Source organism: Paracoccus sp. SMMA_5_TC, from assembly GCF_009696685.2.
Classification (GTDB): domain Bacteria; phylum Pseudomonadota; class Alphaproteobacteria; order Rhodobacterales; family Rhodobacteraceae; genus Paracoccus.
Genome location: NZ_CP102356.1, coordinates 96,653 through 113,987 on the forward strand (window position 1 = coordinate 96,653; position 17,335 = coordinate 113,987).

Here is a 17,335-nt window from a genome sequence, read left to right on the forward strand (position 1 = left end):
GCGCATTGCCGCAGGCGGTGTCTCGGCCCTTTCGCCTGCGCAGCCCGGCATGATAGAAGCCGGTCAGAGATCAGGGGGGACGAACGCAGTGAGGGGCAGGGTCGGCCGGTCAGAGCAGTCAGGGTGGGCGGCCGCGCGGCTGCCCGTGCTGCTGTTGCTGGTTCCGTTCCTGTTGCTGTCGCTGATGGCACAGGGCACGATGCTGACCCGGGATCCGGGTGGCCAGCAGGTTCTGGTCGTGCTGTGTGGGGATCATCAGCCGACATCAATGATCCTGGCAGCCGATGGCAGTCTGCGCCCCGATGCCGGGCGCGGGCATGGTGCCGGCGACTGGGCCGGCGAGGTCTGTGTCTGGGCCACCACGCATGGCCAGCCCATGCTGGCCCTGTCCGAACCGCCGCTGCTGCCAGAGCGCCTGCCGCACTTGCTGCGCCGACCCGCGCCCGAGACAGGATCCCAACTGCGCTTGCGGCCGATCCTGGCCGCGCTGGCACGTGCGCCGCCGACGCAAGCCGCCTAGATCGCAGCTTTTCCTTGTTATCGGTTGCGCGGTGCGCGGAACGAACGCCGCACCGGCGCACAGCACCCAGGATCATGAGATGACCCAGAAATATCTTGGCGCCGCGCTGACCGCGGTCGCATCCCTTGCCCTTGCCGCGCCGGCCTGGTCACATGCCGGCCTGCAACCTGCCGAAAGCCCTGCGGGCAAACCCTATCGTGCCGTCATCAGCATCGGTCACGGCTGTGACGGGGCGCCCACGCAGGTCGTTCGCGTCGAATTGCCGGATGGATTCTACAATGCCAAGCCCATGCCGAAGCCGGGTTGGCAGTTGCAGGTAGTCACCGGGCCTTATGCTCGCCCGTTTGACAATCACGGAAAGCAGCAGGTCGAGGGCCCGCGCACCATCATTTGGTCAGGCGGCACGCTCGAGGACGGATGGTATGACGAGTTTGTCCTGCGCGGCGTCATCGGACCCGAAGTTGCAGCCGGGGAAAGGCTGTTCTTCCGCACCGTTCAAGAATGCGGCAATGCCCGTGCGGAATGGACCGACACCAGCGGAAGCCACGACGTGCCCAACCCCGCCCCCTATGTCACGGTGACGGCGGCGCCCGCCAAGGCGGATCAGACCCATGCCGATCAGCCGGCAAGCCATACGCTGGGCGACCTGACGCTGACCGGCGCCTTCAGTCGCGCAACGGCGCCCAAGGCACCGGTGGCGGGTGGCTTTGTCAGCATTGCCAACAAGGGTAGCACCGACGACCGGCTGATCGCGGCGCAGTCGCCGGCGGCAGCACGGGTCGAGATCCATGAAATGCGCATGGACGGCGATGTGATGACCATGCGGGAGTTGCCCGAGGGGCTGATCCTTCCCGCCGGCGAGACCGTGGAGCTGAAACCGGGCGGCTATCATCTGATGTTCATGGAGCTGAAGCAGCCCTTTGTCGAAGGCGAGACCGTGCCGGTCACGCTGACATTCGAGAACGCGGGCTCGATCGAACTGCCGTTTGCGATCGGCCCGGTCAGCGCGCGGTCGGCTGGCGCAGCAGCCCATGATGGCCACGCCGGACACAGCGGCCATTGAGCAGACGGGCGGCGCCGCTCAGGCGGTGCCGCCCCACCAGTGTTGCGTGCGTTCGCTGTGGTGCGAGATCGCCTCCAGCGCGGCGGCCAGATCCCGCCGCTCGAGCGCATCGATGATGCGCAGATGTTCCTGCATCGAAGAGCCGATGCGCTCGGTCACAAAGGGGCGCACGCGCTGGATGATTGCAATGCGGATGCGATTGGTTTCGTAGCTGGCGCGCAGCACTGCATTATCAAGCCCCTCGGCCAGGTAATCATGCAGCGACAGGTCGACGGCGGATGCCTGGGCGGCAAGTTCGGCTTCGGGTCGGCGCGGCAACTGGGCCAGAATGTCCTGATGCGCGCGGCGCAGATCGTCCAGCCCATGCAGGCGGTCGCAGCGGATGCGTCGTCGGGCGCCTTCCTGATCCAGCACCATGCGCGCATCCAGACTGTCGCGAATGGTTTCCGACCGTGCCTCCAGCACCTGGACCCCGCGCTTGGGGATGATGTCCAGCCAGCCGGCTGCGCTGGCATGGCGGGCCGCCTCGCGGACGGCGGCCATGGGATAGCCCAGGATCTGCACCAGCTGCGGCATCGACAGGAACTGGCCGGAGCGCAGATCGCCCCTGCGCAATGCCTCGGTCAGCGACACCTGGGCGCGCGTGTTCAGCATTTGATCATCAGACATGGCGTGACCTCTAAGGCTATCTGACACGATTCGCCGGCCCTGGATTGTCAATAAATCCAATAAGGTGTTTTCTGATATGCTGAGTAACAGCGTTCACGATATTTCTACTAACATTTTACCAGAAACACCAGAAGGCCGGGCGCGTCGCAGATTGCCTACCGGCCCATGTCCCAGCCAGGAGGTGCGAATGTCCCATCACCACAACCCGTCCCCGCAGGATGGATCCCTTTACAACGAGGATTTGGCTCCAATTCCCGCTGAAAAGCGACAATGGGGCGCGTTCGAGATATTCAACGTCTGGAACAACGACATCCAGAGCCTGTTCGGCTATTCGCTGGCGGCGTCGCTGTTCATCAGCTACGGGTTGAACGGCTGGGCGGTTTTCGCAGGAATCGTGTTGGCGGGCTTCATCGTCATGTGGCTGGTCAACCTCAGCGGTCGGCCGTCGGTGCGCCACGGTGTGCCTTATCCGGTGGTGGCGCGTGCCTCGATGGGGATTTACGGGGCAAAATTTCCGGCGCTGATCCGCGGCATCGTCGCCATTTTCTGGTATGGGGTGCAGACATATTTTGCGTCAACCGCCGTTGCATTGCTGCTGCACACGCTGGTGGGCGGTGAAAGCGGCCCGGGTTTTCTGGGCATGAACGGCATCGACTGGCTGTCCTATGTCATCGTCTGTGCCTTTCAGGTAGGGCTGTTCATGATGGGCATCGAATGGGTGGGGCGGTTCCTGAACTGGGCCGGCCCGTTTGTCTATGCGGTGATGATCGCGCTGATGCTGGTGATCTGGTGGAAGGCGGGCAACGGCATCTTTGCCGCTCTGGGCAACATATTCGAGGGCGGGGATGTCGCCGACCCGCGCGGTCCCATTGCCGGCTTTGTCGCTGTCGTCGGCACGATGATCGCCTATTTTGCGGCGGTTGTGATCAATTTTGGCGACTTCTCGCGCTTTGTCTCGAACGAGGGGGCGATGCGCCGCGGGAATTTCTGGGGCCTGCCCGTGTCGATCGCGCTGTTTTCCTTCATCGCGCTGTTCGTGACGGCGGGAACGGTGGTTCTGTTCGGCGAAAAGCTGGTGAATCCGGCCGAGATCGTCGATCGGGTGGACAATTTCTGGCTGACGCTGATCGCGGCCATCACCTTCTTTGCCGCGACCGTCGGCATCAACCTTGTCGCGAACTTCATTCCGCCCGCCTATGACATTGCCAACCTGGCGCCCGAACGCATTTCCGCCAGAACGGGTGGCCTTATTACTGCGGCGATCGCCTTCTTCATCGGCGCACTGTGGGTATCGTTCATTTCGACCGTCGGGATCGCCGCCTTTGTCGATACGCTGGGTGCCGTTCTGGCGCCGCTGTATGGCATCCTGGTGGCCGACTATTATTTGGTGAGAAAGCAGCAGCTGGATCTGGATGCGCTGTTCAGCGCCGATCCGCGCGGCCCATATTACTATGAAGGCGGCTGGAACAAGCGCGCGATCACCGCGTTTGGATGTGCGGCGGTGTTCTCCGTGGCGACGGTCTGGGTGCCGGCCTTGGCGGCCCTTTCCGGCTTCGGCTGGATCATCGGCGCCGTGCTGGGTGGGGCCTTCCACGTCATGCTGGCCCGCAACGGCACGGCCCCCGCCCGCGCCGTATGATATAGGCCGCTGCGTCCTCCCCCGCAGCGCCTGAGACAAGCCCCGCCGTCCTGCGGCGGGGCTTGCGCATTTATTTTTCAGCGTGGGTGGCCGAACTCTGCGTCAAGGCGCGCCAATATGCTGGGGATGAACTGCGGGGCCGCCATGAACTGCTGCACCGTGGCGGCTGCTGCGCCGTCGTGGCTGCGAATGCTGCGGTCATGGGCATCGGCGATCAGGTCGTCCCAGGAGCCCTGCCAGCCGGCAAGGTCGCTGTCGTCGCGCATTCGGTCGCGCAGCAGCCAGCAACGGGCGTCGCGCGCCGGCGCCAGCGGCGGGGCGATGGCCAGATGCGGCAGGCGAAATTCGGGCGCGACCTGCGCCAGCGCCGTGGCCGCCGCCGCCCCCAAGCCTGCCGAGACCACCTGCATAGGCCGGTCGAGCGTTGCCGCCGCCAACGGCAGGACCGCCAGCGCATCGCGCAGGATGCGTCGGGCGGCCAGCCGCGCCCCATGCAGGTGAAAGCCGATCTGCGCCTGCACCATCGGCCGCAGCTGCCGCAGCAGCGCCGCATCACGCAGACCGCCTTCGCGCTGGTAACGTGCCTGAGCCTCGGCCATCTGGCTGGAAATCCGCAGCCTTAGCCCGGCCAGTTCGTCGCTGCCGTAAAGGATGTGCAGGGGATAGACGCGCCGCGCCTTCAGCGGCAGCGTCAGTTGTTGCGCCAGCCGCGCGATCTGGTCGTCATCCAGCAGCGGCGAATGAAAGATCAGCAGGATGCGGCGATACTTTCGTGCCCCCTCGGACGAGCCCAGATAGGCGGCGGTCTCGGCGATGCCTCGCAGGCCCAGCCCCAGCGTGCCTTCCTCGACCAGGCCGCTGCGCTCGGCCCGGATCATGTGACCCAAAAGCGCCTGGCGGCGGGGCGGCGCGGACCCGGTCGCGGCCGCGACCGGCACGGCAAAGGCGCGTTCGGCCGGCGGGGCCAGGCGCAGCACCCAGGCGTCGAGGCAGTTCGCCGCCCAGTCCTCGAAGCTCCACAGCGCATGGCCGGGGGCGCCGCGATAGCCGCCCCAGCTGCGCCCGCGCGAATTCAGCACGATGAAACCGTCGCGGTCATAACCCGTGATCACAAAGGCATGATGGCCGAGGGTCCGGGGCGGGCGCGCGGGGTGAAAGCCGATGCGCCCCCCCTTGCCCAGCCGCAGCCAGCCGCGATGCACGCGCGCGGTGACCATCACCGCCCCGGTGTCCTGCACGGCCATGAGCATGTCGTCCAGCGTCAGCGCCACCCGCAGATAGGCGCCAAGGGTGATGTCGCGCGCCTGTCTGGCCAGGGGCCGCGTCAGGAAGAAATCGGTCTGCCAGGGCAGATAGGGGCAGTCCGCCTCGCGGCAGACACCGTTATGGTAGAAGCCTTTCAGCACCGCGCGCAGGCTGGTGCCGTCCTGGACATCATCCAGCCATTCGTCGTGGCGTCGTGCCATGCGATCCAGCATCCGCACGCTGGCGGTGAATTGCGGCCATGGACACAGGGTGTAATCGTCGCGGTCCTGCAACTGTCGTTCGATCGCGGCGGCGACGGCAAAGGCGGCGCAGCTGCCTTCGTGGAACTGGTTGCCGACCGGGCCACGCCATGGCGCGACCGCGGCCAGGCTGCGGCCGGCGCCGGGCTGATACATGCGGTCGCGGGCATCGGGCCGGTCTGCGACCACGCCGCTGCCGTCATCCGGCGCGGCCTGCGGCAGGCCGAAGGATGCCAGCGACAGCAGGTCGTCCTGCATCTCCAGCGGCCGCGGCTCGGCCCCGCCGATCCAGTGAATGATTGCCGGGTCCGGCGGGGGCTGATGCAGATTCCCCGCGATGATCTGCCCCAGCCAGCCTTGCATGAAGGCGAGGGTCCAGACCGCGTCGTTCCAGTCGCTGGCGCCGGGGCTGCGCAGCATGGTTCCGCCGCCCGATCCCTGGAAATGCAGCCCGATGACCTGGCCGCTGGTCCGGTCCAGCACCGGACAGCCGGAATAGCCGCGAATGGTGGTCGCGTCGTGTTCGAAAACCGGCGCGTCGGGCGGCCGTGTGGTCCGGCGGCCGCCGATGCCCAGAAACAGCTGGCCGGCATAGCCGGGATAAAGTTGTTCGTAAAAGGCCACATTGCGCTGCAAGGCATAACCGATCACCACCAGATCCCCTGGGGGTCCGGCAGGCGGGGTCAGCAGCAGGCCGGGCGGGGGCGGCTGGCCCTGATCCAGCCTGATGTCGAACACCGCCAGATCCCAGCCGGCGGCGCAGATCCAGCGATCGATCGCGTAGGTCATGCCATTCGGAAACACCACCTGTCCCGGCCACAGATCTTCGCCGGCCAGGGCGGCTGCATGGGCCAGGGCCTGCCGGCTTTTGCGAAAGACCTTCAGCATGTGGCCCGCGGTCAGGAATCGCAGCGAGGGTGCGGGGTTGTCGAAACTGCCCTGGGTGGTGACTGGCCATGCGGTGCCGATCGGATGCGGAACGCCGTTGAAGACGACCTCCAGCCGGGCCACGCGCGGCGCGATCCCGCGCGCCAGCCGCGCCAGCGCGGGATCGGGGCTGGCAAGCAGGCTGGCCGCCGGAAAGAACGGCCGCTGGCTGTCGATGATCGAGCGCGCGCGCTCACATTCCGCGCCTATGGCCAGCAGTCGCCGCGCGGCGGCAAGCCTGTAATCCATGGGCCCCTCGACACTGCCATGATCGCCAAGCACTTAAAAATTATTGCGATCATCACCGATTCGCGGCAACATTATTTCCAGTATCGGCCCAGGGAATAGCAGAACCAATCTGTCACAGGTCCAAGCCGGGGCTGCCACCCGCGACGACCGTTTCGGGGGTTGTCATGTTCGGGATGCGTCGCATCGCAGCCGTGTTTCTGATCGCCACGACCGGGCCGTTGCCCGTTCACGCGCAGGGGGTTTCAGCACCGCCGGATTTTCAGGCAACCTGCGCCCAGGCAGGGCAGGGGCTGGAGCGCCGGGTGGTTTGCGCCGATCTGGTCGCGCTGGATCAGACGCTGGTCTATAACCGCTTCGGTTCCTTCAACCCGTTCGGCATGATCTTTGCGCTGCGCCGCGACGTTGTCGCGATGGGGAACGGGGCCCCGGAACTGCCCGATTGCACGGGCGACACCGGAACGCAGGCACCCCCTGCGGATTTGCGCGCCGGCGCGGTGCGGCTGCGCGACTGTCGCCGCCCGCGCCCGGTGGTGCTGCGCGGGAATGTCGGCGATCTGATGCTGATCCGGCTGACCAACCTGTTGGCGCCACCGCCGGAACGGCCGCGAGCCGGCCAGCCGGACGACCTGCTGGCGCGCGAGCTCAGCCGCGATTTCTGCGACAAGGGCACATCGCCGCTGCGGCCGCTGGTGTCTGACGGCTCGCAGACCATGCGCGACCATGGCGAGGCGCTGTGCGAGGATCCGCAGCAGACCGCGCTGGAGGCCAAGCAGGCGGGCGCCCAACAACCTGCCAAAACGACAGAACCCGACGCCGGGCTGATCCATGCCGATTGGCCGCGCACGCGGGGCGTCAATCTGGCGATCCAGGGGTTGATGCCGGTGCCGATGCCGGGTCAGGGCCAACCCGATCCCGCCTGCCTGGCGCTGGACGCGGTGGCCCCCGGGCGCAGCGTCGATTGCCTTTACGAGCTGGTGCACGAAGGCACCAATTTCCTTGCCAGCCGGGCGGCGCCCGCAGGTGGCGAGGGCGACGGTGGCTCGATCACCCACGGCCTGTTCGGTGCGGTTCTGGTCGAACGTCCCGGCACGCGCTGGTATCGCAGCCAGGTGACGGCAGCGGCGCTGAATCTGGCCTGGCCGGGCAAGGATCAGCCCCGCCACGCGCGCCAGGGGGTCATCGACTATGACGTTGCAGTGGACGGGGTGCCGGTGCTGAACATGGCGCGGGTGGTGACGGGGGGCGATTATCGCGGCGCCCGGGCGCTGGAACTGGTCCATGCCGATCTGAACGCGATCATCTGGTGCGACGCGGATTCGGACGCGGCCAAGGCCGCGCAACCCAAGGGCTGCGCCCAGCAGGATGCAGATTATGGCGTCACCCACGAACAGCCCTATCAGGCGTTTCGCGAGTTTTCTGTATTCTTCCACGACGAACTCAAGACCTTCTACACCCGCAATTTCGATGAGCTGGCGCGCTTTGGCCAGCTGGCGGGGGTGCGCGACGGCTTTGCCATCAACTATGGCGCCAGCGGCATGGGCACGATGCTGCTGGCCAATCGCAAGGGCATCGGGCCGGCGGCCTCCTGCATGGAATGTCTGTATGAGGAATTCTTTCTCAGCTCATGGGCGAATGGCGACCCGGCGCTGCTCGAGTGGTATCCCGACGATCCGTCGAACGTGCATCATTCCTATCTGAACGACCCGGTGGTGTTTCGCAATTTCCATGCCGGGCCCAAGGAAACCCACGTCTTTCACCTGCATGCGCATCAGTGGTTCGCCGGCAATGACCCGGCGCGCGGCAGCTATCTGGACAGCCAGACGGTGGCGCCGGCCCAGGGCTTTACCTACAACATCTATCACGGCGGGCGCGGCGGCGGGCAGGGCGGCTGGGCGGTAGGCGGTGCGGGCAACCGCAACCGCACGGTGGGCGATTCCATCTTTCACTGCCACCTCTATCCGCATTTCGCCCAGGGCATGTGGGCGCTCTGGCGCGTGCATGACGTGTTCGAGGACGGAACCCGCAAGCTTCCCGATGGCCAGGCCCAGCCCGGATTGTCGGCCACGATCCGCACGCCCGAGGAAGCCCGCTTTCGCCGACTGGGCAGCGTCGACAGCCGGTCCGGCGCCTGGATGGGCGAGGATGATCCGGCGACCCCGGATATCGAGGGGGCCGGCACGCCGGTGCCGGCGCTGATCCCGCTGCCGGGCGAGGCGCTGCCGCCGCTGCCGACCTATGGCGATGCTGCCCCGGCGCCCGCCGATCAGGCCCTGCAGCCGACGGCCCCCACCGACCGGGGGGCGGCGCTGCTGCCGCGTCGGGGCGGGCCGGCGCGGCCCCTGGTGGCGGTGGGTGCCGGCCCGGAACGGCTGATCCGCACCCAGGCCAGCGGTGCCGAAGCGACCGTGACATCGGCCCTGCGCGATGAAAGGCCGGTGCCGGACGCGATGCCGGGCTATCCCTTCTACATCGCCGGCATGGCGGGTCGGCGGCCGCCGCAGGCCCCCTACGACATCGCGCGCAAGCTGGACAGCACCGAGGCGCCGACCGACGAATTGCTGTCCGGGGGGCTGGGCCGGCATATTGTGCTGGAGGGCACGCGCAGCCTACCCTTTGACCTGCCACAAGAGATCGAGGCCGAACAGCAGCGGCTGGAGGCCGCGCTGGACCAGCCCGACGAGGCGCGGCGTCTGGAACGCTTGCGCGGGCAGATCGTCGCCAAGGCGCTGGCGCTTGGCGACATGACCCTGCATCTTGACAGCGCCCGTATCCTGACCCTGAACCCCGAAGGCGAGCCGCTGGAACGCGCTGCCCAGGCCTTTCACCACGACGGGCGCGGCCTGACGGTGCTGGCCCCTGATGGCACGCCCCTGCCGGCGCGGGTCGAAAACGGCGTCAGCTATGCGGCCACGAATGGCGGCTACAAGCTGCCGCGCGCGCCGGTTCCGGGCAGCACCGCGACTCAGCCGGGCGAATATCAGGTGAACGGTGCCCCGCCGGCGCCGGGGGCGCCCTTTGCCGATCCTTGCGGTGGCGCGGCGAACCGGGACGGCGACTTGCGCGGCACCGATCCGCTGACGCGTCGGGCCGATTACGTCGTCGATCCGGCGCTGCTGGGCTTTCGCCGTTACGAGGTTTCGGCGGTGCAACTGGACCTGGTGGTGAACCGGGCGGGCTGGCACGACCCGCAGGCGCGCATCGACGTGCTGACCCGGCCTTGGGCCGAGCAGGCGGGATCGGACCAGTTCAAGCTGGACGATGATGACGGCAGCCGCATCTCGCCCACCACCCGCGACGATGCCGAACCGTTCTTCTTCCGCGCCCGTTCCGGCGAATGCATCGAATTCCGGCACACCAACGAATTGCCCAAGGAATTGCAGCTCGACGATTTCCAGGTGCGCACCCCCACCGATACCATCGGCCAGCACATCCATCTGGTGAAATTCGACGTCACCTCCTCGGACGGGTCGGGCAATGGCTGGAACTACGAGGATGGCACCTTTGCCCCGGACGAGCTGATGGCGCGGCGCTGCGCGGCGGTAGGCGGCGGCCTGCTGACGCCGCAACAGGTGGACGCGGGCCTGTTGGGGCCATGGGGCACGCGCACGCCCGCTGCCGCGGATTGTCCCCGTGATGCACAAGGGCATTTGAAACTGGACGGCCAGATCTGGCGCAAGAAGCTGAGCAGCCACCGCGATCTGTTCCAGACCACGGTGCAGCGCTGGTTCGCCGACCCGATCCTGACGCGGATCGACCCGCAGACGGTGCCCGACCGGACCTTGCGCACGGTGTTCAGCCACGATCATTTCGGCCCGTCCTCGATCCAGCAGCACGGGTTCTATACCGCCCTGCTGATCGAACCCCCGACGCGGCTGCTGGCGGACGGCCGCATCGACACCACGGCCGAGGTCTGCGACCCGCATCGCCCCGATGCCTGTTCCGAGCCGCTGACCACCTTCGACCGCTTTGCCCTGCACCAGGGAACGCCCGATTGGGTGGGCTCGCACAAGATCGTGCGCTATGCCAGCAACGACCCCTTCCATCCCGATTATCGGGAATTCGCGCTGGCTGTCGCCGATTTTGCCGTGCTTTACGACCCGCGCGACCGAGAAGAGGCCAGCGCGATCGAGCCGCGCCCCGGTGCGCATCTGACCGGCATGGCGCGGCTGTATTGCGAGGCGCGGCTGGCGCAGCAGGCCAACCCGGCCACCGCGATCGCCGATCAATGCGGGGGGGTGTTGGGCCCGGAACCCGATGTCGCGCCCGCCTATTGGGCGGCGGGGCTGCCCGGGGACATCGAGCCGCATCGCCGGTGGATGTCGGGAACCACCCTGATCGACGAGGCGACGGCGCTGCGCCAGCATCTGCTGGACTATCGCCGCCGCGCCGCATCGCCGCACGGCGCGCCGGTCTCTGGGCCGGATCTGGCCAAGGCGGTGGCGCCGCCGGAACGGCCGGAATCGATCTCGGTCGATCATCACGACCCCTATCTGGTCAACTACCGCAACGCGCCGCTGCCGCTGCGCCTGGCGGGCAATCGCCGCGATGGCAGCGTTTCGCCCGACTGCCTGCCCATGGCCATCACCCAGGCCGGCCTGCGCATGGACCCGCAAAACCCCAGTGAGGTCGTGCGCAATCTGACCCAAGGTCGGATGCCGCGATGCAGCTACAGCTATCAGCTGGCCGGGGCGCGCGGCGACGCCGGCAATGTGCTGAGCTCGTGGTGGCCGGACCAGACGGCCGGAATGCCCGAGCGCGAGCCCGAAACCCCGCTGTTCGAGGCCTATCAGGACGAAAGGCTGCTGTTCCGGCTGGTTCAGGGCGCGCAAGAGGTGCAGCATGTGTTCAACATCGCCGGGCTGGCGGCACCGCGCAACATCGACCAGCGGTTTTCGCAAGGCATGCGCGATCTGGCGGTCTCTGCGCCGCCGGCACGCCAGGCCTGCTTCACCCGCCTGCGCCTGACGCGGCCGCAGGATTACGAAGAGTGGCTGAACCATTCCCCCAGCCGGCGCAGCGGACCGGCCAGCCTTGCCTATACCGACGAACAGCGCGACTGGTTCGCCCGGCTGGAACGGGCGCTGGCACGTTGCGACAATGTCGAAGGCTATACCTTTGCCCAGGAAATCGGCATTTCCGAGCATTTCGAAATGCGCGGCCGGCTGCGCAGCGACCTGTCCACCTTTGAATTCGACAGCGCCAATCCGGCCGGCATGATGACCCAGCCGGCCCAACAACCCGTGCCCGGTCAGGGTCTGACCCAGGCATCGGATTATCTTTACAATTTCGGCACGCTGGATGCGCTGTGGAACGGGGCCTGGGGGCTGGTGCGGGTCTATGCCGATCCGCAGGCTCGCGCCCAGTTGCTGCGGGACGCCTGGCCGGACCATCCCGCGCCAAAGGCACTGGTCCCTGTCCGACCCCAGGCCGAGACCGAGGAATCCGATACCCAGCCGCAAGGGCCTGCCACTGGCCCCGCGGTCGAAGCCCTGGCCGCCGGGGCGGTCTGCCCGATGCCGACGCGCGAATTGCTGGACGCGGACGCCCAGGGCGATGGCGCGCGCCAGCTTGGCACCAATGTCGCGGCGCTGGTGGTCGCCTTGCGCACCGCCGATGTCTGGCCCGAGCAGGCTGGCACGGATTACGGCGCGCATCGCAAGGATCCCGACGGGCTGATGCTTGCGCTGCTGAACCCGGTTGCGCTGTCGCGCGACATCAGCGTCAAGCAGGACTGGCAGCGGCTGACGCGATCCGAGGTGATCGCGGCGGTGCGCCGGCTTTACAGCCGCCCCGAGCCCTTCGTGCTGCGCGTCAATGCCGGCGATTGCATCACCCTGCGCTATGTGAACCTGCTGAGAACCGATGCCCAGGGCAGCCTGCCCGACGCCCTGGGTGATGCGCTGTTGCCGCCGATCGCGCCGCTGAACGTCGATCCCGCACCTCATGTCGAGGGGCGCGACGCCAACGGCCTGCGCGCGACGCTGCAGCCGACGGTCGCGGACGGACCGGCGACGGGGCTGCGGCCCTCGGGGCGGCTGGGGCTTTCGATCGGTCTGCCGGGCGGCGATCTGTTGCGCGAACTGCCGCTGGGTTACGGCATCAACCGCTGGTCGATGCCGGCGGCAGGCGGCGATCTGGCCGAGGTTTCGCCCCCTTACCAGTTTTATGCCGGGCGGCTGCGCATCGACATGCCGACCGATCAGGATTTCGACGACGTGGCGCAGGAAACCGTGAACGCGATGGCGTTCAGTCTGACGAACTGGGGCATCGCCGCAGCGGGGGCCACGCGCGAAAACACCGGACAGGCCGCGCATTTCAGCCTGCTGGGCCGGGATTACTGGGTAGAGAAAACCGCTGTGTTGCAGCCCGACCAGATCCAGCTGATGCAGGACATGGCGCAAAGTCGTTTGCAGCGGCGTTTCCATTTCATCCCCTATGCCTTCGGTGCGGTGCCGGTGCGGGTTACGGGGGATATCGTCTCGCAGCCGGCGCACGGGCTTTTTGGCATCATCGACGTGGTGCCGCAGGGCTGGGCGATCCCCGCCGCGCTGCAACCCGCGATCACCCCCCCGCGCAGCGCCACGTTGCAATTGCAGCGGCTGGCCGGATTGGGGCTGATCGATGCCGATGACACGCGGCTGCCCGCCTGGCGCAGCGCGCCGCTGAGCCTGGCGCAGGCCGGGCCCGGCTGGCTGCAATTCGGCGCCCCGGTCACCTATCACGGCGTGGTGCTGGACCCCGAACGGCCGGCGAATGCGCCCAGGGTCCGCATCCGCGAATTCGTCATCTTCTATCAGGATGGGCTGAACCATCACGACAGCCGCTCCAAGATCGTCTGGCGGATGAACGACCGGGCGATGCCGGAATTGCGCCTGACGCCGGATTGCCCGGTGTGCGACGACAGCTATGACCGTGGCGAACAGGGGGTCAGCTATCGCTCGCGGCCCTTTGCCAGCCTGCTGCGCTTTGCCGACATCGGCCGCGACGGCCGGATCGAGGCCAGCGACGATCTGAACGCGCTGCGCTTTCCCGACCGCTTCTTTGCCGGCCAGGGCTCGGGTGGCGGGCCGACGGAAGCCGCGCGCCAGCCGCTGACACTGGGCGCCTGTCCGGGCGATCAGGTGCTAATCCGGGCCGTTCATCCCGGCGGCAGGGCCAGGCAGCGGGCCTTTGCTCTGAACGGGTTGGGTTATGACGATCTGTTCCCCGGCTTCGGCTTTCCCAACGCCGCGCTGCTGGCGCCGGGCAAGGCGGTATCGGCCTGGGTGCATCCGCCCGCCCGGCTCTTGCGTGCGGGCCCCGGCCAAGCCGCGCAGCGCCAGCCCTTTACCGGCAAGGTGCTGTGGCACGATGGGCCGAATTTCCTGATGGCCGGCGGCACCTGGGGTCTGCTGGAATTCGACCCGCGCCATTGCGAGGGACCGGCGAAATGACAGCGGGCTGGCGGGCGGCGGTCGCGCTGCTGCTGGGGCTGGCCAGCGCGGGCACCGCGCAGGAGTTGAAAGAGCCTCTGACCGCCAGCGCGGCCTTTGTCGACGACACCGGCCAAAGCTTGGCCGAGATCACGCCGGGCGTGCCCTTTCGCATCCGGCTGCAGTTTCAGGCGGCCATGGGCTCGGTCCCCTCGGACTTGCGGCCGATGGCCTGGCTGCGCCAGCCCGGCCAGGGCGACCTGACCTGCGCCGAAACCGCCGCCGCCTATCGCGCCAGCGGCAGCGCCGCCTTGGGCAGCGTCGATCTGAACGGCCCGGTTCTGGCGGTGCTGGCCCGCGACGGGGCGCTGTCGGTGCTGGACCCGCAGCGCTCGCTGGGCAGCGCCAACCTGCTGGCCGCGCATCTGTTTCAGGAGGGTGCCCCCGCGGATATGGTGGCCGATCCCCAGAGCGGGCGGTTCCTGCTGAGCCTGCCCGCGCGGGGCGAGGTGGTGGCCATGACCCCCTATGGCCAGATGCAGCCCGTCGCCCGCGGCCTTGATCGCCCGGGCGCCTTGCTGGCGGCCGCCTCGGGCGGGGCCTGGCTGATCGAGGAGGGCAGCGGCGACCTGCTGCGGCTTGGCGCGGGGACAACCGCGCGCTGGCCGCTGGGCGCCCGTGCCCTTGTCGGCGACGCTGCCGCGGGGCCGGCGCGGCGGGTGGCGGTGCTGGCGGGCGACAAGGTGGTAGTCCTGCAGGACGATGGCACCACGCTGCTGAACCACCCGGCGCCCGGTGCCCTGGCGGTCGGTCTGGGGCCCGACGCGGTGATGTGGCTGCGTCCCGGCAGGCTGCATCTGCTGTGGCTGGATACGCCCGAGCGCGAAGTGCAGATCGCCCTGCCGGGCAATTTCGACCGCTTGGCAGTCAGTCCGCAGGGCCGCATGATCTATCTGTTCGCCCATGATCGCAGCGGGTTCGCCGTTCTGGACCTGGCGCTGGGGCGCGTGGTGCAAGGGGCCGAAACCGCCAGCCCCGTGGCCGAGGTGGCGTTCCTGCCCGACACCGCGATGCTGCGGCTGCAGGACCAGTCTGTGGTCGGGGTGATGGATCTGCGCCTTGTCCGCCCGGATGCCGAGGCCGCGATGGGGCAGGTGGCGCTGGGTCCGCCGCAGCCGGTCTGGGACGGCGGCTTGCAACGCCTGCTGGTCCCGCTGCTGCCGGAGCCGGCGATGCTGGCCATTCACGCCGACAGCTTCACCGGCTTCGTGCTGGACGCGCGCAACGCCCTGAGCAACCGCCCGCCGATGGAGGCGATGCGCTTGCGCGGGGGCATCCCCCGCATGGCCTCTGTGCTGGACCGCAGCCTGCGCCCGCAGGGTCCGGGCCAGTTCATCGCCGCGGCCAGCCTGCCCCGTCCCGGTCCCTGGCAACTGGTGGTCAGTGCCGGGCTTGGTCAGGCGGCGTTCTGCGCCCTGCTGCCGGTGGCACCGGGCGAACAGCCGCCCGCGCTGCCCCAGGGACGGATCACCGCCCAGACCCAGCCCGACGGCACGCTGCGGTTGCGCCTGTTGCGGGACGATGGCCAGCCGGTCGCGGACCTGACCGGCTGGGTGGATATGGCGGCGCTGATCGGCAACTGGCGCCAGCGGCAGCCTTTCCAGACCGATTCCTCGGGCCTGACGCGGCAAGGCTGGAAGCTGGACGGCATGCGGCCGCTGGTCGTCACCGTCAGCGCCGACACTGCGGTCGAATTTCCCCCCCTGATGCTGGAGGAGCCGCGATGATCGCCCGCATCCTTCGGTGCGCAGCCGTGGCCGGGACGCTGGCGTTACCCGCGCTGGCGATGGACGAGTCGCCGGCGGCAATCGCTTTGCGCGGTGATCGCACGCGCGAACACTTGCTGTTGCCGGATCTGCCGGTGACCGACAGCACTGGCCACCGGCAGGGGTTCGTATCGCGCTATGCCGATGCCGGGCCGGTGCTGATCGCCTTTCTCTATACCAATTGCACCGAATATTGCGGGCTGACGATCTCGGTGCTGGGGATCGTCGACATGCTGCTGCAGGAGCCAGGGGCGCCGCGGCTGCGGGTGGTGGCGATATCCATCGATCCGCGCCGTGACACCCCGCAGGTTCTGGCGGAAATGGCCGGATTGGTGCAGGCGAGCCCGCGCTGGGACTGGGTGGTGGCCAGCCCCGCGGACACGCCCACGCTGTTGCAGGCCTTTGGCTTGCCGACCGGGCCATTGGAACAGCATCCGGCCACCTATCTGCTGGGCGATCTGCGCAGCGGGCTGTTCCAGCGCCTGCCGGGCGATGCCCAGCCCGAGGATCTGCTGGCGCTTGCGCGGCAATTGCGATGAGGACGGCATGGATCGCGCTGTGGCTGCTGATGCCCGCAAGCCTGCCGGCGCAGGATGGGGCGGCGATCTATGAACGCGGCCAGGGGCTGACGGCGCATCTGGGCTCGCTGGAGGGTGCCGAACTGCCGGCGGCGCGGGTGACTTGCGCGGGATGTCATGGCCGCGATGGGCGCGGCGGCAGCGAAGGCGGGGCCCAGGCTGCCCCCGCCATCGGCTGGTCGCTGTTGTCGGCGCCGACGCCCGAGCGGCCGGGTTACGACGCCGAGGCGTTGGGGCGGTTGCTGGCGCAGGGCGTCACGCCTTCGGGGCGGGTGATTTCGGGGCGGATGCCGCGTTTTCGCCTGGCACCCGAGGCTTTGCCTGCGCTGATCGCGCATCTGTCGGCGCTGGACGCGCAGGATCGACAGGGGGTTGGCCCGCAGACCATCGCCGTTGCCCTGCCCGACGCGCCCGAGGCGGCGGCCGCCGCGCAAGCCGCCATCGCCGCCTTCAATGCCGAGGGGGGCGCCTTTGGCCGCCTTATTGTCGTCGGACAGCCAGAATTCCTTGCGCTGGACGATGTCATTGCCATGCTGGTTCCCCGCCTGCGCGCGGCCGAGGCGGCGCGTCTGGATCAGATATGGCGCGAGAATCCGGCGCTGAAACCCCCTGTCGATCCGTTGCCGCCCGAGGCCCCGCAGAAGGTCGCGGGGACGCTGGACGAAATCGGCCCGCAGCTGCCGCAGTTGCTTGGGGCCAATGCCGATGTCACCGTGATCGGCCCCTCGGCCGAGGCGATGCGTTGGGCGATCGCCGCCGGCTCTACCGGCGCGGGCGCCCATGCCTATGCGGCGGTGCGCGCCGCGCTGGACCTGCTGCGTCAGCAAGGCCGCGATCTTGGGCGTGCCCGCTATCTGCGCGATCTCGAGCGGCTCGATTACGGGGGCCTTGTCGAGACCTACCGCCAGTCCCAGACGCGGCAACCGTAAGCGCTCGTCCCCTATCCT

Annotated in this window: 9 protein-coding genes; 7 read left to right on the forward strand and 2 right to left on the reverse strand. The window is 68.2% G+C overall.

What is annotated here, in order from left to right; genetic code table 11:
• Nucleotides 1-145: 145 nt before the first annotated feature.
• Both GB880_RS14175 and GB880_RS14180 read left to right on the forward strand, forming a co-directional pair.
• Entirely contained in the window at nt 146-520 is a 375-nt protein-coding gene (locus GB880_RS14175; protein ID WP_195840796.1) for a DUF2946 family protein, read from the forward strand.
• A 79-nt stretch (nt 521-599) separates the two neighbouring features.
• Complete coding sequence (locus GB880_RS14180; protein WP_154492012.1) at nt 600-1,583, forward strand: copper chaperone PCu(A)C; 984 nt, start codon at nt 600-602, stop codon at nt 1,581-1,583.
• Nucleotides 1,584-1,601: 18 nt separating this feature from the next.
• On the opposite strand, the gene GB880_RS14185 is transcribed toward GB880_RS14180, so the two are convergent.
• On the reverse strand, nt 1,602-2,252 hold the full coding sequence (locus tag GB880_RS14185) for a GntR family transcriptional regulator (RefSeq protein ID WP_229774312.1): 651 nt from the start codon (nt 2,250-2,252) through the stop codon (nt 1,602-1,604).
• A gap of 187 nt (nt 2,253-2,439) precedes the next feature.
• Here GB880_RS14185 and GB880_RS14190 point away from each other — a divergent pair, with 187 nt between their 5' ends.
• Nucleotides 2,440-3,891, forward strand: a complete 1,452-nt coding sequence (locus GB880_RS14190; RefSeq protein ID WP_154492009.1) for an NCS1 family nucleobase:cation symporter-1 — start codon at nt 2,440-2,442, stop codon at nt 3,889-3,891.
• A gap of 77 nt (nt 3,892-3,968) precedes the next feature.
• On the opposite strand, the gene GB880_RS14195 is transcribed toward GB880_RS14190, so the two are convergent.
• Nucleotides 3,969-6,572, reverse strand: coding sequence for a C1 family peptidase (locus GB880_RS14195; protein ID WP_263467410.1), 2,604 nt, complete (start codon nt 6,570-6,572; stop codon nt 3,969-3,971).
• Nucleotides 6,573-6,736: 164 nt separating this feature from the next.
• Between GB880_RS14195 and GB880_RS14200 the strand changes: the two genes are divergently transcribed.
• Genes GB880_RS14200 through GB880_RS14215 form a run of 4 tightly spaced genes read left to right on the forward strand, consistent with a single transcriptional unit; the run spans nt 6,737 to nt 17,317 of the window.
• On the forward strand, nt 6,737-14,005 hold the full coding sequence (locus GB880_RS14200; protein ID WP_263467411.1) for a hypothetical protein: 7,269 nt from the start codon (nt 6,737-6,739) through the stop codon (nt 14,003-14,005).
• On the forward strand, nt 14,002-15,771 hold the full coding sequence (locus GB880_RS14205) for a hypothetical protein (RefSeq protein ID WP_263467412.1): 1,770 nt from the start codon (nt 14,002-14,004) through the stop codon (nt 15,769-15,771). The genes GB880_RS14200 and GB880_RS14205 overlap by 4 nt, the downstream gene beginning before the upstream one ends.
• Entirely contained in the window at nt 15,768-16,349 is a 582-nt protein-coding gene (locus GB880_RS14210; protein WP_154494375.1) for an SCO family protein, read from the forward strand. The genes GB880_RS14205 and GB880_RS14210 overlap by 4 nt, the downstream gene beginning before the upstream one ends.
• Nucleotides 16,346-17,317 carry a cytochrome c gene (locus tag GB880_RS14215; protein ID WP_263467413.1) on the forward strand — a complete coding sequence of 324 codons (972 nt, stop codon included), beginning with the start codon at nt 16,346-16,348 and terminating at the stop codon, nt 17,315-17,317. Before GB880_RS14210 ends, GB880_RS14215 begins: the two co-directional genes overlap by 4 nt.
• Nucleotides 17,318-17,335 lie beyond the last annotated feature (18 nt).